Raw genomic sequence first — 16,199 nt, 5'->3', positions numbered from 1 at the left:
CGGACGCCACGAAAGTGGTGCCGCGCCGCGCGCGGCCGTTCTACCGTCCAGCGCACCATGTCCGACGCCACGCCCCTGTCCCGCCTCACCGCCGCGCTCGGCGGCACCGTCTTCGGTCAGCCCCGCGTGCTCGCGGACCTGGTGACGGCCTTCCTGGCGCGAGGACACGTGCTGCTGGAGGGCGTGCCCGGCGTGGCCAAGACGCTCACCGCGCGCAGCATGGCGGGCGCGCTGGGGCTGCTCTTCACGCGCATCCAGTTCACCCCGGACCTGATGCCCGCGGACATCCTGGGCACCAACGTCTTCCAGCCGCAGGACAACGCCTTCCGGCTGGTGAAGGGCCCCATCTTCACGGAGGTCCTGGTGGCGGACGAAATCAACCGCACGCCGCCCAAGGCCCAGGCCGCGCTCCTGGAGGCCATGGAGGAGCGCCAGGTCACCATCGACGGCGTCACCCACGCGCTGCCGCCGCACTTCTTCGTCGTCGCCACGCAGAACCCGCTGGAGCTCGAGGGCACCTATCCCCTGCCCGAGGCGCAGCTGGACCGCTTCCTCATGCGCGTGCGCGTGGGCTACCCGGACTCGGACGCGGAGACGACCATGCTGCGCGCCTTCCACCAGCGCGAGGGCCGCGTGCCCTCCGTCGAGCGCGTGCTGGACGCCCCCACCCTGCTGGAGCTGCAGGCCCGCGCGGCCCGCGTCACCTGCGACGACTCCATCCTCCAGTACGTGGTCGCCGTGGTGCGCGACACGCGCGCCAACCCCCGCGTGCGACTGGGCGCGAGCCCCCGCGCGGCGCAGGCGCTGCTCGCCGCGGCCAAGGCCCGCGCGGCGCTGATGGGCAACGACTTCGTCACCCCCGATGACGTCAAGGGCGTGGCCGGCAGCGTCCTCAACCACCGCCTGCTGCTCAAGGCCGAGGCCGAGGTGGAGGGGCTCACCTCCGACGACGTGCTGAAGCAGACGCTCGAGCGGGTCCGGGTCCCCCGGTGAGCCTGGGCCGCCCGGTCCCCACGGGCCTCGCCGTGGCGCTGCTCGCCGTGGCGCTCGTCCCCGCCGCCCTCTCGGTGGCGAGCCCCACCTTCGGCTGGTTCGCGCTGGCCGTGGACGTGGCGGTGCTCGCGCTGTGCGCCGTGGACTTCCTGCGCGCGCCTCGCGAGGGCGACGTCACCGTCACACGCGTCGTCGAGCCCATCCTCTCCTCCGGCACGCGCAACCCCGTGCACCTGGCCCTCGAGCGCCATGACACGGGCACCTCGCCCCTGCGCGTGGAGGTGCGCGACGAGCCGCCCCTGGTCGTCGCGAGCCACGACCACCGGCAGTCCGTCGTGCTGCCGCCCCGAGGCGCCCCCAGCGAGCCCGCCCCGAGGATGACGTACTTCGTCACCCCACCGTCTCGCGGAGACGCACGCTTCGGCGACGTGCACCTGCGACTGCCCGGCCCGCTCGGCCTGTGCGCGCGGCAGGTGCGCGTGAAGGCGGAGCAGGCGGTGAAGATCTATCCGGACCTCACCGCGCTCTCGCGCGAGGCGCTGAGCCTGGCGCGCGCCTCGGACGCTCCCTCCGAGCGCACCCTGCGCCGCCGCGCCGCGGAGGGACGCGAGTTCGAGTCGCTGCGCGAATACCGCCCCGGCGACGACTACCGGCACATCGACTGGAAGGCCTCCGCCCGTCACGCCAACACCCTGGTGCGCACGTGGCAGCCCGAGCGCCACCAGCCCATGTTGCTGCTGCTGGACTGCGGCCGTCACATGGCCGGCAAGGTGCGCGGCCGGCGCAAGCTGGACCACGCGGTGGACGCGGCGCTGCGGCTGGCGCGCGTGGGCCTGGACGCCGGAGACGTGGTGGGCGTCATGTCCTTCGCCAGCGACGTGCTCACGTACCTGCCTCCTCGCAAGGGCCACGAGCACCTGCGCCTCATCACCGAGTCGCTCTACCGCGCCGAGGCCGCGCTCGAGGAGAGCGACTACGGCCGCGCCTACGACTTCGCCTTCGCCCGCCAGACGCGCCGCACGCTCGTGGTGCTCTTCACGGACCTGGTGGACCCGGACGCCTCCGCGGGCCTGCTCACCCGCACGCTCGCCTTGCGTCCCCGGCACCTGCCCGTGGTGGCCTCGCTGCTGGACGAGGACGTGCGCGACGCGGCCACGCGCGTGCCCGACGCGGCCCAGGACGCCTACGCGCGACAGGCCGCCACGCGGCTGGAAGCCGAGTTCCGCCGCACCGCCACCACGCTGCGCGACGCGGGGGCGTTGGTGGTGCGCGCGCCGGCCCAGGGCTTCGGCGCCGCCGCGCTCAACGTGTACCTGGACGTCAAGTCGCGCGGGCTGTTGTAGGCCTCGCGAATATGTCCAGCGGAAAGTTCGTGTGGCGTGCACATACGGCGCGCGCGCGCGTCGCTCGCGAAGAAGCATGCCAATCGCGCGGAGGCCGATTTTTCGGCCTCGGACACGACCCCCTTTACATGAGGGCCTTCGTCAACAAAATGGCGCGTCTCTCTCGCCCGCCGCATCGGCGGGCCCCCTGAAACAGCACGGATGGAGACGGTCTTGGCGGAGGTCGCGAGGGGATTGAGGTTGGAAGTCGAGGCGGATGCGGCGGCCATCGCCGCCCGGGCGGAGCCCACCGAGCCGGTCCAGTCGCTGACGCACTTCCACGAGCGCCTGCTGGCCGAGGAGCTGCTGGCGCGCAGTGGTGACACGCAGCAGCGCCTGGCGGGCGCGTTGTCGGAAGCGAAGGTGGACCTCAACCCGCATCAGGTCGAGGGCGCCATGTTCGCGCTCGACTCGCTGTCGCGCGGCGGCTGCATGCTGGGCGACGAGGTGGGCCTGGGGAAGACGATTGAAGCGGGGCTCGTCATCGCCCAGCTGATGGCCGAGGGGAAGACGCGCATCCTCATCCTCGCGCCGGCCACGCTGCGCGCACAGTGGAACAGCGAGCTGCGCGAGAAGTTCGACCTGGACAGCGTGCTCGTGGACGGCCGCACCGTGCGAGCCACCGGCAACTGCTTCGACCAGCCCTTCCCCGTCATCTGCTCGCACCCGTTCGCGGCCAACAAGGCGCACCTGACGTCGGAAATCCCGTGGGACCTCATCGTCATCGACGAGGCCCACCGCCTGCGCAACGCCCACCGCGCCAACAACAAGATGGGCCAGGCGCTCAAGGCGTCCCTGGCGGGCAAGCCCAAGCTGCTGCTCACCGCCACCCCGCTCCAGAACGACCTGATGGAGCTGTTCGGGCTGATGTCGCTGCTCGACGAGCAGATCCTCGGCCCCGAGCACGCCTTCCGCAGCCGCTACCGCGTGGACGAGGGCGGCGGCATGTCCGAGGCCGCCGCGTGCGAGCTCAAGGAGCGGCTGGCTCCCGTGGTGCAACGCACCCTGCGCCGGCAGGTGCGCGAGTACGTCCGGTACACCAACCGCCGCTCCATCGTGGAGGACTTCACGCCCTCGCCCGAGGAGCACGACCTCTACGAGAAGGTCAGCGAGTACCTGCAGCGCTCCGAGGCCGCGGCGATTGAACCCGGTAAGAAGACGCTCCTGACGCTGTGCTACCGCAAGCTGCTGGCGTCCTCCACGTACGCCATCGCGCCCACGCTGCGGCGGCTGTCGGACAACCTGGAGAAGCGCCTGCAGGCGGCGAAGCTGGGGCAGCAGGCCCTGGCGATGTTCGAGCCGGAGGAGGCCAAGCAGTACGTCGAGGAGGGCGAGGAGTGGTCGGATGATCCGGCCAAGGCGCCCAACATCCGCGTGCTGGAGCAGGAGGTCTGGGAGCTGCGGCAGTACGCGGACCTGGCGGACTCCATCAAGGTCAACGCCAAGGGCGAGGCCCTCAAGCGCGGCCTGGACCGCACCTTCGGGGTGATGCGCGCGCACGGCTGGCCGGAGAAGGCGCTCATCTTCACCGAGTCCAAGCGCACGCAGCAGTACCTGTTCAACCTGCTGTCGGACAACGGCTACCGGGGCAAGATTTCGCTCCTGTCCGGGGACATGGCCGGCACGCCCGAGGAGCGGCGCGCGCTGGTGGACGAGTTCCGCAACAAGACGCAGATCCTCATCTGCACCGAGGCCGGCGCCGAGGGCCTGAACCTCCAGTTCTGCAACCTGGTGGTGAACTACGATTTGCCCTGGAACCCGCAGCGGGTGGAGCAGCGCATCGGCCGCTGCCACCGGTACGGGCAGCAGCGGGACGTGCTGGTCATCAACTTCCTCAACCGCGCGAACGCGGCGGACGCGCGCCTGTTCGAGCTGTTGGAGAAGAAGCTCAACCTCTTCGACGGTGTCTTCGGCGCCTCCGACGAAATCCTGGGCGCGCTGGAGAGCGGCGTCGACTTCGAGCGCCGCATCCTCGACATCTACCAGGGCTGCCGGAAGGTGGAGGACATCAACGCCGCCTTCGACAAGCTGCGCGCGGAGATGGAGTCGCGCATCAGCAAGCGCATGACGGAGATGCGCTCGGTGGTGCTGGAGCGCTTCGACGGTGACGTGCGCCGCCGCCTGCGCGGCCAGGGCGAGCAGACCAAGGAGGCCCTCGCCAAGCGGCAGCAGGAGGCGCGCGCGCTCACCAGCTCCGTGCTGGGCAGCCGCACCTCCGGCCGGCTGGAGATCGCCAAGGCCGCCTACGCCGTCAAGGAGCGCAAGCAGGACGCGGTCAGCTACCTGCAGCTCGACGCCTCGGGGCTCCCGTCGCGACTGGCGCGGCTGGCCGGCAGCGAGGGCTGGTGGTTCGTCTACAAGTTCGAGACGACGGGCCTCAAGCCCGAGGAGAAGCTGGTCCACCTGGTGCTGGTGAAGGACCGCGAGGGCAACTTCCGCGCCCTGCCCCTCCAGGACGGCGCGCACTTCGTGAAGCTGTCCGCCAAGGACGAGAAGCGCCGCCAGCCCGCGCCGGTGTCCGTGCAGCTGATGCAGGAGCAGGCGCTGGTGGCCGCGAAGGACGAAATCGTCCGCGCCGCCGAGCGCCGCAACGCGCTGGAGCTGGACAAGGCCAAGGAGCGCGCGGACCGCTACGTCGAGGACTGCCTCATGGAGTCCCGCGAGGGCGTGGAGGCGGCGCGCCAGCAGTGGATCGACGCGCGCAAGCAGGTCACCACGGTGGAGGACGTCGCGGAGCGCGCCAAGGCCCGGGCGAACTCGGACCGGATGGAGCGCGAGTACCGCCGCAAGCTGTCCTCGCTGCGCAACGAGGAGGAGAAGCGCTACGCCTCCAAGGACCGTCAGCTCGCCGAGCTCGCCCAGAAGGCGAAGGTGACGGAGAAGCGCGCGCTCATCGCCTCCGCCTACTTCTGGCTGTCCTGAGCCTCCAGCGGCTTGAGCCGCACCCAGGTCGCGCCCCAGCCTCCGTCGAACTCGGAGGCGGGGCGGAACGACTCCACCTCCTCCAGCTTCGGCAGCAGTGAATGCACCGTGCGACGCAGCGCGCCGGTGCCCTTGCCGTGGATGATGCGCACATCGAGCAGGCCCTTCTGGCGGCAGGCCCAGAGGTACTCGATGACGAGGGGCTTCACCTCGCGAGGCTGAAAGAAATGCAGGTCGAGGGTGCCGTCGATGGGCAGCTCGACGACCTCGTCATCAGGGGGCGGGGGTTCCGGCCCCTCCGGTGGGAGCGAGGGCTCGTTTGCTGGCAGCGGGGGCAGGCGACGCGGGCTCATTCGTCCACTCTCCTGACTCGCGCTTCTTCTGCTCGGCTTCCAGCCGGCGTCGCTCCCGAGCGGCGCGGAACTGCTCCGACACGGACGTCAGCTCGTTCTTCAGGGCCGACAGGTGCCTGGAAACGTCCTCGTCCTCGGCCACGCTGCGGTGTGCGTCCGCGCGCTTCTCCCGCGCGCCAGCGCCACCGGCTGTCGTCATCTGGACCATCAGTGCCGCGAGCAGGACGGACTTCATGCCTGATGAGGTAAGCAAGAGTCGTGCTCGGTGGCAAGCCCCCGTTCATGAGGCGACGCTTCGCTGGTCCCCCTCCTTGGTCGTACCTGTGACGATGCGCTCCGCCAGTTTGATGGCGGACAGTGGCGCGCTTCCCTCGGCCTTGTTGTTGATGGTGACGAAGACGGGGCGCTCACGACGCAGGGCCGCCAGACACGCGCGCGCCAGCAAGTCGCGCGTGGGCACGTCCTCGTCCACCAGCCGGTTGAAGGGCGCGTAGCGGGCGCGAGCCTCCTCGTAGCCGAGGTTCGGCGGCAGCATCCACCGCACCACCAGCGCGCGGGCGTCGAGCGCGCGGGTGCGCCTGGCCTGGATGCCCATGGAGGGCATGTGGGCCCACACCGCGAGCACGGGACAGGCGCCCACGTCCGCCAGGGCCTGCGCGAAGCCCTCCGTCAGCAGCTCCTCGTTGCGGACCTCCACCGCGTAGAGGGGGCCCTTGGGGAGCGCGGAGAGGAACGCGTGGAGGCGCTCCACGAAGCGCGCGGCGCCGCCGAGCCCCTGCGGGTCCTGCGGCGGGAACTGGAAGACGAGCGGGCCGCCCTTGTCGCCCAGGCCCTCGACGAAGGGGCGCACCACGTGCTCCTCGGCGTAGGCGGCGTGGAGGAAGCGCTCGTTGAGCTGGCCTCGGTGCGCGCCGTAGCGCTCGTGCACGGGGAAGCGGGCCAGGGTGCAGACCTCGTGCGCCTTCACGAGGAAGCGGAAGTCGGCGGGCACCTGCTCGGCGTACTCGGCGAAGGCCTCGGCGGAGATGGGGCCGTAGAAGGTCCGGTCGATGCCGACGGTGCGCAGCACGGGGTGACGCGCGTACGCGGACAGGCCCTCGCGCGCGAGCTGCGACGCGGAGGCCTCGTGGTCGTAGACGAGGCCGGACCAGCCGGGGAACGTCCACGACGAGGTGCCCAGGAAGACGCCAGTGGGGAGCTGCTGACCGAGGGACGCGAGCGAGTCCTGTACCGGCGCGGGCTCCACCGGCTGGCTCCGACTCCGGGCGCGCGCGGGGGCCTCGGCGGGCGCGCCGGTGAAGAGGTCGAGCTGGGAAGGTCCACGCTGAGGGGCCATCGGCGTCTCCTACGTCCTGCGTCCCGTGGCCCCGCGACGGCGGGCCGCACGTCCAGCGCACATAACGCCGGACTCCACGGGATTCAGGAGGTTGCCTCAGAACCTAGGGACTCCCCAAGGGGGATGTCCGTCCTACAGGCAGCCGAGCTCCATGGCCCGGAGCACCGCGCGCGTCCTGTCGCGGACGCCGAGCTTCGACAGGATGCTGGAGGTCTGGTTCTTGACGGTCCCCTCCGCCGTCCCGAGCGCCTGGGCAATCTCGCGGTTGCTCAGTCCCCGGGCGATGAGGCGGAGCACCTCGACCTCGCGGCGCGTGAGGCCCTCGGGCAGCTCCGCGTGCGGGAAGTCGCGGCCCAGGTCCACGAGTCCACGCGCGACACGCTCGGCGACTCCGGGCGGCAGCAGCGTCTCGCCAGCATGGACGCGGCGGATGGCGTCCGCGAGCTCCTCCAGCGAGACGTCCTTGAGCAGGAAGCCCTGCACGCCCGCGCGCAGCGCCTCGACGATGGCGGCGTCCTCGTCGAAGGTGGTGAGCAGCACCACGCGCCGGTTCACCGGCTCCTGGCGCAGGCGCCTGAGCGCCTCCAGGCCCGTCATGCGCGGCATGCGCACGTCCATCAGCACGACGTCCGGGTTCAGCTCGGCCACCTTGGCCAGCGCATCCTCACCGTCCACCGCTTCGCCCACGACACGGAGGTCCGGAGTCAGGTCCAGCAGGCTGCGCAGCCCCTGGCGCACCAGCGCGTGGTCATCCACCAGGACGAGACGAATCATCCGCGGGCCCTCGAGTCACAGGATGCCATTGGCTGCACGCGCTCTCGGATGAAGGGATGTATGAGCGTTCGGGCTCGCGCGTCGCAGGCAGCCCTGGCTTCAGCTGCATTCTCCGCCCGGCCTCCGCGCGACGCTGTCACGCGTGCCATCTGCTGTGCGCGACTCAAAATGAAGCGACGCAAGAGCGCTCCGCCTCGCGCACCGGAGCCATCCAGGGATTCAGCAGTCATCCTCCGCATGCCCCTGTCACGACTCTTCATCGGATACGCGCGACTCACTGTCGAGCGAATCACGAGAGCTCCGTGCCGCGCGCCGCGGGCAACCATGCGTTCAGCTCCCATCCCTGCCCTTCCTCCGCGCGCCACTCCACGCGGCCGCCCAGTCGACTGAAGCGCTCGCGCATCCCCGTGAGCCCCGCGCCCGGAGTCGGAGCACGAGCGCCATGCCCATCATCCCGCGTGGAGACGCGGACCCCGCCGTCCTCCTCGGGCGCGATGCGCACCCAGAGCTGCGTCGCTCGCGCATGGCGCAGCGTGTTCGTGAGGACCTCCTGCACGCAGCGGATGAGCGAGTGGGTCGCCTCCGGCGAATCGAGCGCCAGAGTCTCCGGCACATCCAGATGCACGGTGAGCCCTGGAGTGCTTCGCGCGAGCTCGCGAAGCGTGGCGAGCAACGGCTCGGGCGACTCCCTCAACGCGGACACCGACTGCCGGACCTCCGAGAGCAGCGTGCGCGAGGCCTCGCGGGCACGACGCAGATGCTCGACCGAGGCCGGGTCCTTCACCGTGTGCACGGCGGCCTCCAGGTTCAGCGACAGCGCGGTGAGGTGATGTCCCAAGGAGTCGTGGAGCTCCCGCGCGATGCGCAGCCGCTCCCCTTCCCGCTCCCGCGCGGCGAGCAGCACCTGCGTGGCCTGGAGCTCCACGTTGAGCCGGGCCAGCTCGGCGCGGGCCTTGGCTTCACGGACCATGACGACGGCCGAGCCCAGCGTGAAGCCCTGGAAGCCGACGAAGATGAGCGTCTGGAGCAGCGCGCGCTCCAGCGGGTAGATGACGAGGAAGACGCCCAGCATCGCCACCGACTGCGCGAGGACCCAGACCATCGCGCGACGCTGGGACATCATCTCGGGAGCCTGTCCCGCGATGATGGCGAGCAGCGCGCCCTCCACGCCCGTGCCTCCCGTGGCGATGACGACGAGCGCCGCCACGGTCTGCACGGCCATCAGCACCGGACCGCCCTGCCCCCGTGAACGAGCACTTCGCCAGTACCCCACGCCGAACGCGAGGAATCCGAGGAACCACGCCAGCACGCGCGGCGAGGCGAGCACCGAGGGGCGCCGGAGAATCTCCTCCATGTAGGAGGAGCCGACCACGGCCCACGTCAGCAGCCCGGCCACGAGCAACAACCGGTGGACCGATGCCGACTTGCGCGTGTGGTGCCTCGAGGCCATGGAGGGGCAGCATAGGACCTCCCCTTCCGGGTGGACATGTGCCGGAAGTCACAGGGCGCCCGTGTGACTTCCCGCAGATGTGGGCCCCGGAGCGCTCCCGTACCTTGGCCTCGTCTCGCAGCACACGGGAGGCTCGCATGTCTTTCTATGCCCTGGCTCGCACGCTCCACATCACCGCGGGGGTCATCGGGTTCACCGCGCTCTGGCTGCCCCTGGTGGCCCGAAAGGGCGGCACGCTCCACAAACGCGTGGGTTGGGTCTACGTGGCGGCGATGGCCGCCGTGTCCCTCACCGGCTTCCTCCTGTCCGGCTGGCGGTTCCTGCACGAGCCGGCGGAGCGCTCCGCGGCCCTGTTCTTCATCTACATCAGCGTCCTGAGTGGCACGTCCGCGTCCATGGGCGTGCGAGTGCTGCGCACCCGCGCGAGGACGACTGCGAATCGCAATCCCTTTGACATCGGGATGTCGGCGCTGACGCTCGTGCTCGGCCTGTTCACGGCGGCGTGGGGGCTCGCGGTGAGCATGCCGTTGCTCTGGGGCTTCTCGTTCGTGGGCATCTTCCTGGGAGCGTCATCGCTCCGCTACTGGCTGCGCCCGCCCCAGACACGCATGCACTGGTGGTTCGAGCACATGGGCGCCATGGTGGGCTCGGGCATCGCGACGCTGACGGCGGTGCTCGTGGTCAACGCGCGACACCTGGGCATCAACGGCATGCAGCTCGCGGTGTTCCTCGGGCCCACCGTGGTGGGCGTCACCGGGCTCAAGCTGTGGGAGCGGTACTACCTGAAGAAGTTCGCGCCCAAGTCCCGCGCCAACGTCGCCACGGCGCCGGCTATACCTTGATGCGGATGGCCGAGGGCAGGAGCGTGAACGTCGCGGGCAGGCGGCCCGGCGTCTCGCCATCGACGTCGAGGAACACCTCCTGCTCGTCGACGGGCTCGGCATGCACGGACTGGCAGCGCAGCCGGCGCGTGCCCTTCCAGGTGACGTGGGAGCCGTTGTAGACGCCCTTCGACTTGAGCAGGAAGTCGCTCAGGCCATAGCCGGACCAGATGGTGACGTCGAAGGCGCCGTCGTGGGTGATGGCGTCGGGCGCGACGAACATGCCGCTGCCGAAGTAGCGGCCATTGGCCACGGCCACGGCGGTGACATCGAGCGTCTGCGCGGGCCCGCCGTCGGTGGACACCTTCACCTTGCGCTCGGTGTACTTCACCAGGCCCTTCAGCGTGCCCCAGACGAAGCTGAAGTTGCCGCCGAGCGCCTTGCTGCCGCTGTTCACCTCGCGGGCCACCACCGCGCTGACACCGAACGAGGCGATGTTCGCGAAGTAGCGCGTCGCGGGCTTGCCGTCGTTGTCGATGAAGTCGAGCCGGCCCACGTCGAACGGCTCCGTGGTGTCGGTGCGCAGGCGCTCCAGGGACGACTCCAGGTCCAGGCCCCAGCCGAAGGTGCGGCGGAAGTCGCCGCCGGTGCCACGGGGGATGAGGCCGAGGGCGGCGTTCGGGTTGATGGCCTTGCCGTCGCGGAAGAAGCCGTTCGTCACTTCGTTGAGGGTGCCGTCACCGCCCACGGCGACGATGCACTCGTAGCCCTGGTCGATGGCCTCCCGGGTGATGCGCGCGGCGTCCATCCCGCCCTGGGTGAAGCCATGCCCGAAGTCGCCGAGCACCCTTCCCACCTGCGCGGCAATCTCCACCCAGCGCTTTCCAGTCTGACCATTCGCGCTGCGCGGGTTGACCACGAGGAACGTCTTCATCGGCACCTACCCCTCCCTGTAACGCCCCTGTTTACGCGGTTGTGCCGCCAACCTCCACTTCGCAGCCCCCCTCCCCAGGTCGTCCAGGTCCCCGCGACCCCGCCCCTCCGCTGACGCAGCGCACAGGCCCCGGCCGTTTGAGGCACGACGATGCCGTCACTCCACGTCCACCTCCCGGGCGAGCGACACATTCCAGTCAGAGGGCAGGTCCGCGTCGCAGAAGGTGCAGACGAACCACCGCTCCTTCACCAGGGTGACTTCACCGCACGCAAGGCACCGCCGGAAGTCCATCGCCCCGGTGAAGCCGGTGGGCGAGTGGAGCCCCAAGGGCGCCAGGGCCCGGGCCACGGCCGCCCAGCAGGTGACGTCCGGGCAGTAGCCGGTGGACAGGTTCGAGACCTCGGCGACGGAGGGCTGTCCTGCATCCAGCCGGAAGCGAAGCTCTCCGGCCGCGAGCACCTCTTCGCCGTCCGCGCATGCGACGTGCTCGGAGCGGCGCGGAGCCAGACGCAGGCGTCCGAGCAGGTCGACGACGTAGGTCGCTCCTTCGCTGAAGGCCTCCGGCTGAACGGAGAGCCAGGAACGGAGCGCCAACGCAGACGTCACGGGTGTCCCGGGAGTCCCGAGCGAGCGCTGTCGTATCTCCCGGGACCCCACATAGCTGTAGGCAAGCAATCGCATGCGGCGCGGACGGGCTGGCCGCCCGACACGGACAAGAAGCCACAAAAAACGCGAGGCGCAAGCCCAGACGCGTCTCACCGCAGCGCCAACTCGGACTTCATCCGCGAATCGAGCAGTCGCTCGGACACAATCCCGCTGCACGATTCAAACGCGCAGCGGGCCGTCGAGGACTGTCACCGCGGACTTCACCAACGGGCCCGAGAGGACCTTCGAGCAGTCCGAATCAAACGCGCAGCGAGCCTTCGAGCACCGTCACCGCGACACCGCCGATGCGGGCCTGCTCGGGATGGCCCGCGCGACCGGAGACCTCGACCTCGATGCGCCCCGGCTTGCCCATGGCGTCGCCCTGTTCGATGCGCGCCCGGACCGTTCCACCCGAGGCCGGCAGTTCCAGCGCACCGTGCATCGCCAGGTACATCCCGAGCGGCCCCGCGGCCGAGCCCGTCGCGGGGTCCTCCGGCACACCCAGCCCCGGCACGAAGTAGCGCGAGTGCGCCACGCTCCCCGCCTCACGCGTCTCGCGCGTGAAGACATACACACCACTCAGCCCATGCGGCCGGAGCAACTCGGCCAGCGCTCCCGAGCGCGGCGCCAATGCCCACACATCCTCGCGCCGACGGAACGGCACCATCAATCGATGTGCATTGCGCCGCACCGGGAGCGACGCATCCACCATCTCCACCGTCCCGCCCACCAACGCGAGCACCTGTGACAGCGCAACCGGCGACTCCAGCCACGGGTTCTTGGGCGTCACGATCCACGCGCGGCTGCCACCCGACTCCAGCGCCTCCAGTTCCACGTCGAGCACCCCCGCCGCGCACTCCAACCGCGTCGCCCCGGAGCGCGGCAACAGCCCTCGCTCGGCTAGCAGATGGAACGTCGCCACAGTCGCGTGGCCGCAGAAATCAATCTCCGCCTCCGGCGTGAAGTACCGCAGCTTCACCCCCTGCGCTCCGGGGCCCGCCAACACGAAGGCTGTCTCCGACGCGCCCACCGCCGCGGCGATGCGCTGCATGGCGTCTTCCCCCAACCCGGCCGCATCCAGGACCACTCCCGCGCGGTTGCCGACTCCCGGCGTCCGCGTGAAGGCATCGACAATGCTCACCTGCATGGTGTGCTCCTCCGCTGGCCACCTCGCTCGATGGCCGTGGATTGTACCGAAACAATCGACCTCAAGAATCGACACAATCGATGCATTGCGCGGAGCCGCCCGTCAACCGTATGAATTGTCACCATGACAATCTGGACGCCCAACCTCCGCGACCGAGAGGGTCCGCTGTACCGGGTCATCGCGGATGCGCTCGGCGCGGACATCGAGGAGGGCCGCCTCGCTCCGGGGACACGCCTGCCAACCCACCGGGAGCTCGCTGAGAAGGTCGGCGTCACCGTGGGCACGGTGACTCGGGCCTACGCGGAGGCGGAGCGCCGAGGCCTCATCGGCGGAGAGGTGGGCCGAGGCACCTTCGTCCGCCACCGCGACACGCCCCGCCACCTGCCCTCCCCCGCACCGGATGAAGGGGATGACGCCCTGGTGGAGCTGGGCCTCAACTGGCCCGCCACACCAGCGAAGGACCCGGCCAGCGCCGCATTCGCGAAGACCCTGGACGCCCTGCAACGCTCGCCCCGCGTCGCGGAGCTGCTCGAGTACGCTCCGCACCTGGGCAACCTCGCGCACCGCGAGGCCGGCGCCGAGTGGATGTCCCGCTTCGGCCTCGACGTGTCCCCGGCGCGCGTCATGGTGTGTTCCGGTGGCCAGCACGCGATGGAGGTGGCGCTCACTGTCCTCACGCGCCCGGGCGACACGGTGCTCTGCGAGGCCCTCACCTACCCGGGCCTCAAGGTGCTCGCAAGCCGGCTCCACCTGCGCCTGCAGGGCGTGGCCATGGATGCGCAAGGACTTGTGCCCGAAGCCCTGGAGGCCGCGTGCCGGGGCGGCGCGAAGGTCCTCTTCTGTCTGCCCAATCTCCAGAACCCCACCGGCGCCGTCATGTCCGAGGAGCGCCGCCGCCGCATCGCCACCGTGGCCCGCAAGCACGGGCTCTCCGTCGTGGAGGACGACGCCTACGGCCTGCTGCTCGACAAGCGCCCACCCCCGCTCTGCGCGCTCCTGCCCGAGTCCGGCTGGTTCATCGCGGGTGTCTCCAAGCTGCTCGCCCCGGGCTTGCGCATCGGCTACCTGGCGGCGCCCGAGGGCCCTGGTACGGAGCGCCTCGCGGAAGAGGCCGCGCTCGCCTCACGCATGACGCCCGCGCTCACGGCCGAGCTCGCCGCGAGATGGGTGAACGACGGCACCGCGGACGAGCTCGTCACCCGCCGTCGACGCGAGGCCCGGGAGCGACTGGAGCTGGCGAAGGAAATCCTGGGAGACAGGCTGCGGCGCATTCCCGCGAACCACGTCACCTATCACCTGTGGCTCGAGCTGCCCGGCGGCTTCCGCGCGGAGCCGTTCACGTCGCAGGCCCGTCGGCGCGGCGTCTCCGTCACACCCGCCGAGGTCTTCAGCGTGGGGCCCGCCACCGCGCCGGCGGCGGTGCGCCTGTGCCTGGGAGCACCGCGCACCCGCGCCGCGCTGGAGAAGGGCCTCCAGCGCCTCAAAGACACGCTGGAGGGAGGGCCCGAGCCCCTCGCCTCCATCGTCTGACGACTACTTCTGCGGCGGCGGCACCGGACGGACATGCAGCTCGCGCAGTTGCTTGTCGTCCACGTCGCCCGGCGCGCCCGTCATCAGGTCCGTGCCCGTCTTCGTCTTCGGGAACGGAATCACGTCGCGCAGCGACTCGGAGCCGGTGAGCAGGAAGGCGAGCCGGTCCATGCCCAGCGCGATGCCACCGTGCGGCGGCGCGCCGTACTTGAGCGCGTCCAGCAGGAAGCCGAACTTCGTCTGCGCCTCCTCGTCGCCGATGCCCAGCGCCTTGAAGACCTCCGCCTGCACCTTCGGGTCATGCAGACGGATGGAGCCGCCGCCAATCTCGAAGCCGTTGAGCACCACGTCGTAGCGGTGGCACTTCACCCGGCCCGGCTCCGTCAGAAGATATTGCACGTCGCCATCGTGCGGCCGCGTGAAGGCGTGGTGCGCCGCCACCCACGTGTTCGTCTCCTCGTCGTGCTCGAACAGCGGCGGGTTCACCACCCACAGGAACTTCCACTGGCCGCCGCTGCCGTACTCCGGAATCAGCCCCAGCTTCTTGGCGACGTGCACGCGCAGGTTCGCCATCACCGTGTGGACCAGCGCCTCCTTGCCGAACTGGAACAGGATGAGGTCGCCCGTCTTCGCGCCCACCGCCTGGTTGATGGCCGCGCGCAAGGCCGGCGTGATCGTCTTGGACAGCGGCGACTGCGTCCACTCGCCACCCTCCGCCACCTTCGCGCGCGCCAGGCCCTTGGCGCCCGCCTGCTTGGCGAACTCCTCCAGCTTGTCGCTCTCCGCGCGGCTCATCGCCTTGTCCGCGGGGATGACCATCGCCTTGACGATGCCCTTGTTCTGCACCGCCTCGAACATCATCGGCACGCCGCCCGCCTCGCCGTGCTCGCGAATCAGGTCCGTCAGCACCGTGTGCTCCAGCCCGAAGCGCAGGTCCGGCTTGTCGTTGCCGTACTTCGCCATGGACTCGTAGAAGTCCATGCGCATGAACGGCGTGGGCACGTCGATGCCCAGCACCTCGCCCCACAGCTTCTTGATGAGCCCCTCGATGATGGTGAAGATGTCGTCCTGGCTGACGAAGCTCATCTCCACGTCGATCTGCGTGAACTCCGGCTGCCGGTCCACGCGCAGGTCCTCGTCACGGAAGCACTTCACGATCTGGAAGTACCGGTCGAAGCCCGCCACCATGAAGAGCTGCTTGTAGAGCTGAGGGCTCTCCGCCAGCGCGTAGAACTTGCCCGCGTTCATCCGGCTGGGCACCAGGAAGTTGCGCGCGCCGCCGGGCGTGTACTTGCCCATGAACGGCGTCTCCAGTTCCAGGAAGCCCTGGTCCACCATGTACGCCCGCGTCAGCGCGTTCATCTGCGAGCGCGTGCGCAGCGACTTCTGCAGCGGCGCGCGGCGCAGGTCCAGGTAGCGGTGCGCCAGCCGCTTCTCCTCCGACGTGTCGATGGAGTCCTCGATCGGGAACGGCGTCGGCTCCGAGCGGTTGAAGATGGTCAGGTCGCTCGCCTGGACCTCGATTTCACCCGTCTTCATCTTCGGGTTCACGTTCTTGCCGCGCGACACCACCTTGCCGCGCACACCGATGCAGTACTCCAGCCGAAGGCTGCCCGCGAGGCCATGCGCCTCCGCGTGGTCCGGCTCGAACACCACCTGCGTCAAGCCGTCGCGATCCCTCAGGTCGATGAAGACCGCGCCACCATGGTCGCGTCGATTGTGCACCCAGCCGAAGAGGACGACCTCCTCGCCGACATTGCGCGCCGTGAGCTGGCCGCAGGTGTGGGTACGCTTGACCTCGGAGATGAACGGGACCGCCATAAAGACCGCCTGCGCTGTGCGTAGAGGGAAAAGGCGCGGCACCATAAAGAGCGTGGAAACGATGCGTCAAGGAGTCCGCGCCGGCCTGACA

At 70.0% G+C, this 16,199-nt stretch carries 13 protein-coding genes; 5 read left to right on the top strand and 8 right to left on the bottom strand.

The window, feature by feature from the left end; translation table 11 throughout:
- Nucleotides 1-57: 57 nt before the first annotated feature.
- The 3 genes from VZQ01_RS35130 to VZQ01_RS35120 all read left to right on the top strand — a co-directional run bounded on the left by VZQ01_RS35130 (nt 58) and on the right by VZQ01_RS35120 (nt 5,297).
- Nucleotides 58-993: an AAA family ATPase gene (locus VZQ01_RS35130; RefSeq protein WP_223751694.1), complete on the top strand. Its 936-nt coding sequence runs from the start codon at nt 58-60 to the stop codon at nt 991-993.
- On the top strand, nt 990-2,336 hold the full coding sequence (locus VZQ01_RS35125; protein ID WP_426745822.1) for a DUF58 domain-containing protein: 1,347 nt from the start codon (nt 990-992) through the stop codon (nt 2,334-2,336). Before VZQ01_RS35130 ends, VZQ01_RS35125 begins: the two co-directional genes overlap by 4 nt.
- Before the next feature lie 201 nt (nt 2,337-2,537).
- A complete protein-coding gene (locus VZQ01_RS35120; RefSeq protein WP_141332169.1) occupies nt 2,538-5,297 on the top strand; it encodes an SNF2-related protein in 2,760 nt (919 codons plus the stop codon).
- Here VZQ01_RS35120 and VZQ01_RS35115 read toward each other — a convergent pair.
- From VZQ01_RS35115 to VZQ01_RS35100, 4 genes are all read right to left on the bottom strand, one after another.
- Nucleotides 5,279-5,650, bottom strand: coding sequence for a Smr/MutS family protein (locus VZQ01_RS35115; protein WP_223785406.1), 372 nt, complete (start codon nt 5,648-5,650; stop codon nt 5,279-5,281). The two genes, VZQ01_RS35120 and VZQ01_RS35115, sit on opposite strands and share 19 nt — an antisense overlap.
- A 280-nt stretch (nt 5,651-5,930) precedes the next feature.
- Nucleotides 5,931-6,986 (bottom strand): DUF72 domain-containing protein, encoded by a 1,056-nt coding sequence (locus tag VZQ01_RS35110; protein WP_426745820.1) that lies wholly within the window; start codon nt 6,984-6,986, stop codon nt 5,931-5,933.
- A gap of 132 nt (nt 6,987-7,118) precedes the next feature.
- Nucleotides 7,119-7,760 carry a response regulator gene (locus tag VZQ01_RS35105; protein ID WP_074955558.1) on the bottom strand — a complete coding sequence of 214 codons (642 nt, stop codon included), beginning with the start codon at nt 7,758-7,760 and terminating at the stop codon, nt 7,119-7,121.
- A 289-nt stretch (nt 7,761-8,049) separates the two neighbouring features.
- Nucleotides 8,050-9,210 carry a sensor histidine kinase gene (locus VZQ01_RS35100; protein WP_223751698.1) on the bottom strand — a complete coding sequence of 387 codons (1,161 nt, stop codon included), beginning with the start codon at nt 9,208-9,210 and terminating at the stop codon, nt 8,050-8,052.
- Between the two features lie 137 nt (nt 9,211-9,347).
- Here VZQ01_RS35100 and VZQ01_RS35095 point away from each other — a divergent pair, with 137 nt between their 5' ends.
- Nucleotides 9,348-10,052: a DUF2306 domain-containing protein gene (locus tag VZQ01_RS35095; RefSeq protein WP_426745818.1), complete on the top strand. Its 705-nt coding sequence runs from the start codon at nt 9,348-9,350 to the stop codon at nt 10,050-10,052.
- Here VZQ01_RS35095 and VZQ01_RS35090 read toward each other — a convergent pair.
- From VZQ01_RS35090 to VZQ01_RS35080, 3 genes are all read right to left on the bottom strand, one after another.
- Entirely contained in the window at nt 10,042-10,965 is a 924-nt protein-coding gene (locus tag VZQ01_RS35090; protein WP_223751700.1) for a diacylglycerol/lipid kinase family protein, read from the bottom strand. The two genes, VZQ01_RS35095 and VZQ01_RS35090, sit on opposite strands and share 11 nt — an antisense overlap.
- Nucleotides 10,966-11,121: 156 nt before the next feature.
- Nucleotides 11,122-11,559: a hypothetical protein gene (locus VZQ01_RS35085; RefSeq protein WP_426745816.1), complete on the bottom strand. Its 438-nt coding sequence runs from the start codon at nt 11,557-11,559 to the stop codon at nt 11,122-11,124.
- A 310-nt stretch (nt 11,560-11,869) separates the two neighbouring features.
- Nucleotides 11,870-12,757, bottom strand: a complete 888-nt coding sequence (locus VZQ01_RS35080) for a PhzF family phenazine biosynthesis protein (protein WP_426745814.1) — start codon at nt 12,755-12,757, stop codon at nt 11,870-11,872.
- A gap of 123 nt (nt 12,758-12,880) precedes the next feature.
- Here VZQ01_RS35080 and VZQ01_RS35075 point away from each other — a divergent pair, with 123 nt between their 5' ends.
- Nucleotides 12,881-14,287 (top strand): aminotransferase-like domain-containing protein, encoded by a 1,407-nt coding sequence (locus VZQ01_RS35075; RefSeq protein WP_426745812.1) that lies wholly within the window; start codon nt 12,881-12,883, stop codon nt 14,285-14,287.
- Between the two features lie 3 nt (nt 14,288-14,290).
- On the opposite strand, the gene aspS is transcribed toward VZQ01_RS35075, so the two are convergent.
- On the bottom strand, nt 14,291-16,108 hold the full coding sequence (gene aspS / locus VZQ01_RS35070; RefSeq protein WP_248546491.1) for an aspartate--tRNA ligase: 1,818 nt from the start codon (nt 16,106-16,108) through the stop codon (nt 14,291-14,293).
- Nucleotides 16,109-16,199 lie beyond the last annotated feature (91 nt).

The organism is Myxococcus faecalis, assembly GCF_050039385.1.
GTDB lineage: Bacteria > Myxococcota > Myxococcia > Myxococcales > Myxococcaceae > Myxococcus > Myxococcus fulvus.
This window is presented reverse-complemented; position numbering and strand designations above follow the sequence as displayed.

Coding starts and splice junctions, on each gene's coding strand:
- VZQ01_RS35110 (WP_426745820.1), bottom strand. CDS start 6,986: ATGGCCCCTCAGCGTGGACCTTCCCAGCTCGACCTCTTCACCGGCGCG.
- aspS (WP_248546491.1), bottom strand. CDS start 16,108: ATGGCGGTCCCGTTCATCTCCGAGGTCAAGCGTACCCACACCTGCGGC.
- VZQ01_RS35095 (WP_426745818.1), top strand. CDS start 9,348: ATGTCTTTCTATGCCCTGGCTCGCACGCTCCACATCACCGCGGGGGTC.
- VZQ01_RS35075 (WP_426745812.1), top strand. CDS start 12,881: ATGACAATCTGGACGCCCAACCTCCGCGACCGAGAGGGTCCGCTGTAC.
- VZQ01_RS35080 (WP_426745814.1), bottom strand. CDS start 12,757: ATGCAGGTGAGCATTGTCGATGCCTTCACGCGGACGCCGGGAGTCGGC.
- VZQ01_RS35120 (WP_141332169.1), top strand. CDS start 2,538: ATGGAGACGGTCTTGGCGGAGGTCGCGAGGGGATTGAGGTTGGAAGTC.
- VZQ01_RS35130 (WP_223751694.1), top strand. CDS start 58: ATGTCCGACGCCACGCCCCTGTCCCGCCTCACCGCCGCGCTCGGCGGC.
- VZQ01_RS35100 (WP_223751698.1), bottom strand. CDS start 9,210: ATGGCCTCGAGGCACCACACGCGCAAGTCGGCATCGGTCCACCGGTTG.
- VZQ01_RS35105 (WP_074955558.1), bottom strand. CDS start 7,760: ATGATTCGTCTCGTCCTGGTGGATGACCACGCGCTGGTGCGCCAGGGG.
- VZQ01_RS35115 (WP_223785406.1), bottom strand. CDS start 5,650: ATGAGCCCGCGTCGCCTGCCCCCGCTGCCAGCAAACGAGCCCTCGCTC.
- VZQ01_RS35090 (WP_223751700.1), bottom strand. CDS start 10,965: ATGAAGACGTTCCTCGTGGTCAACCCGCGCAGCGCGAATGGTCAGACT.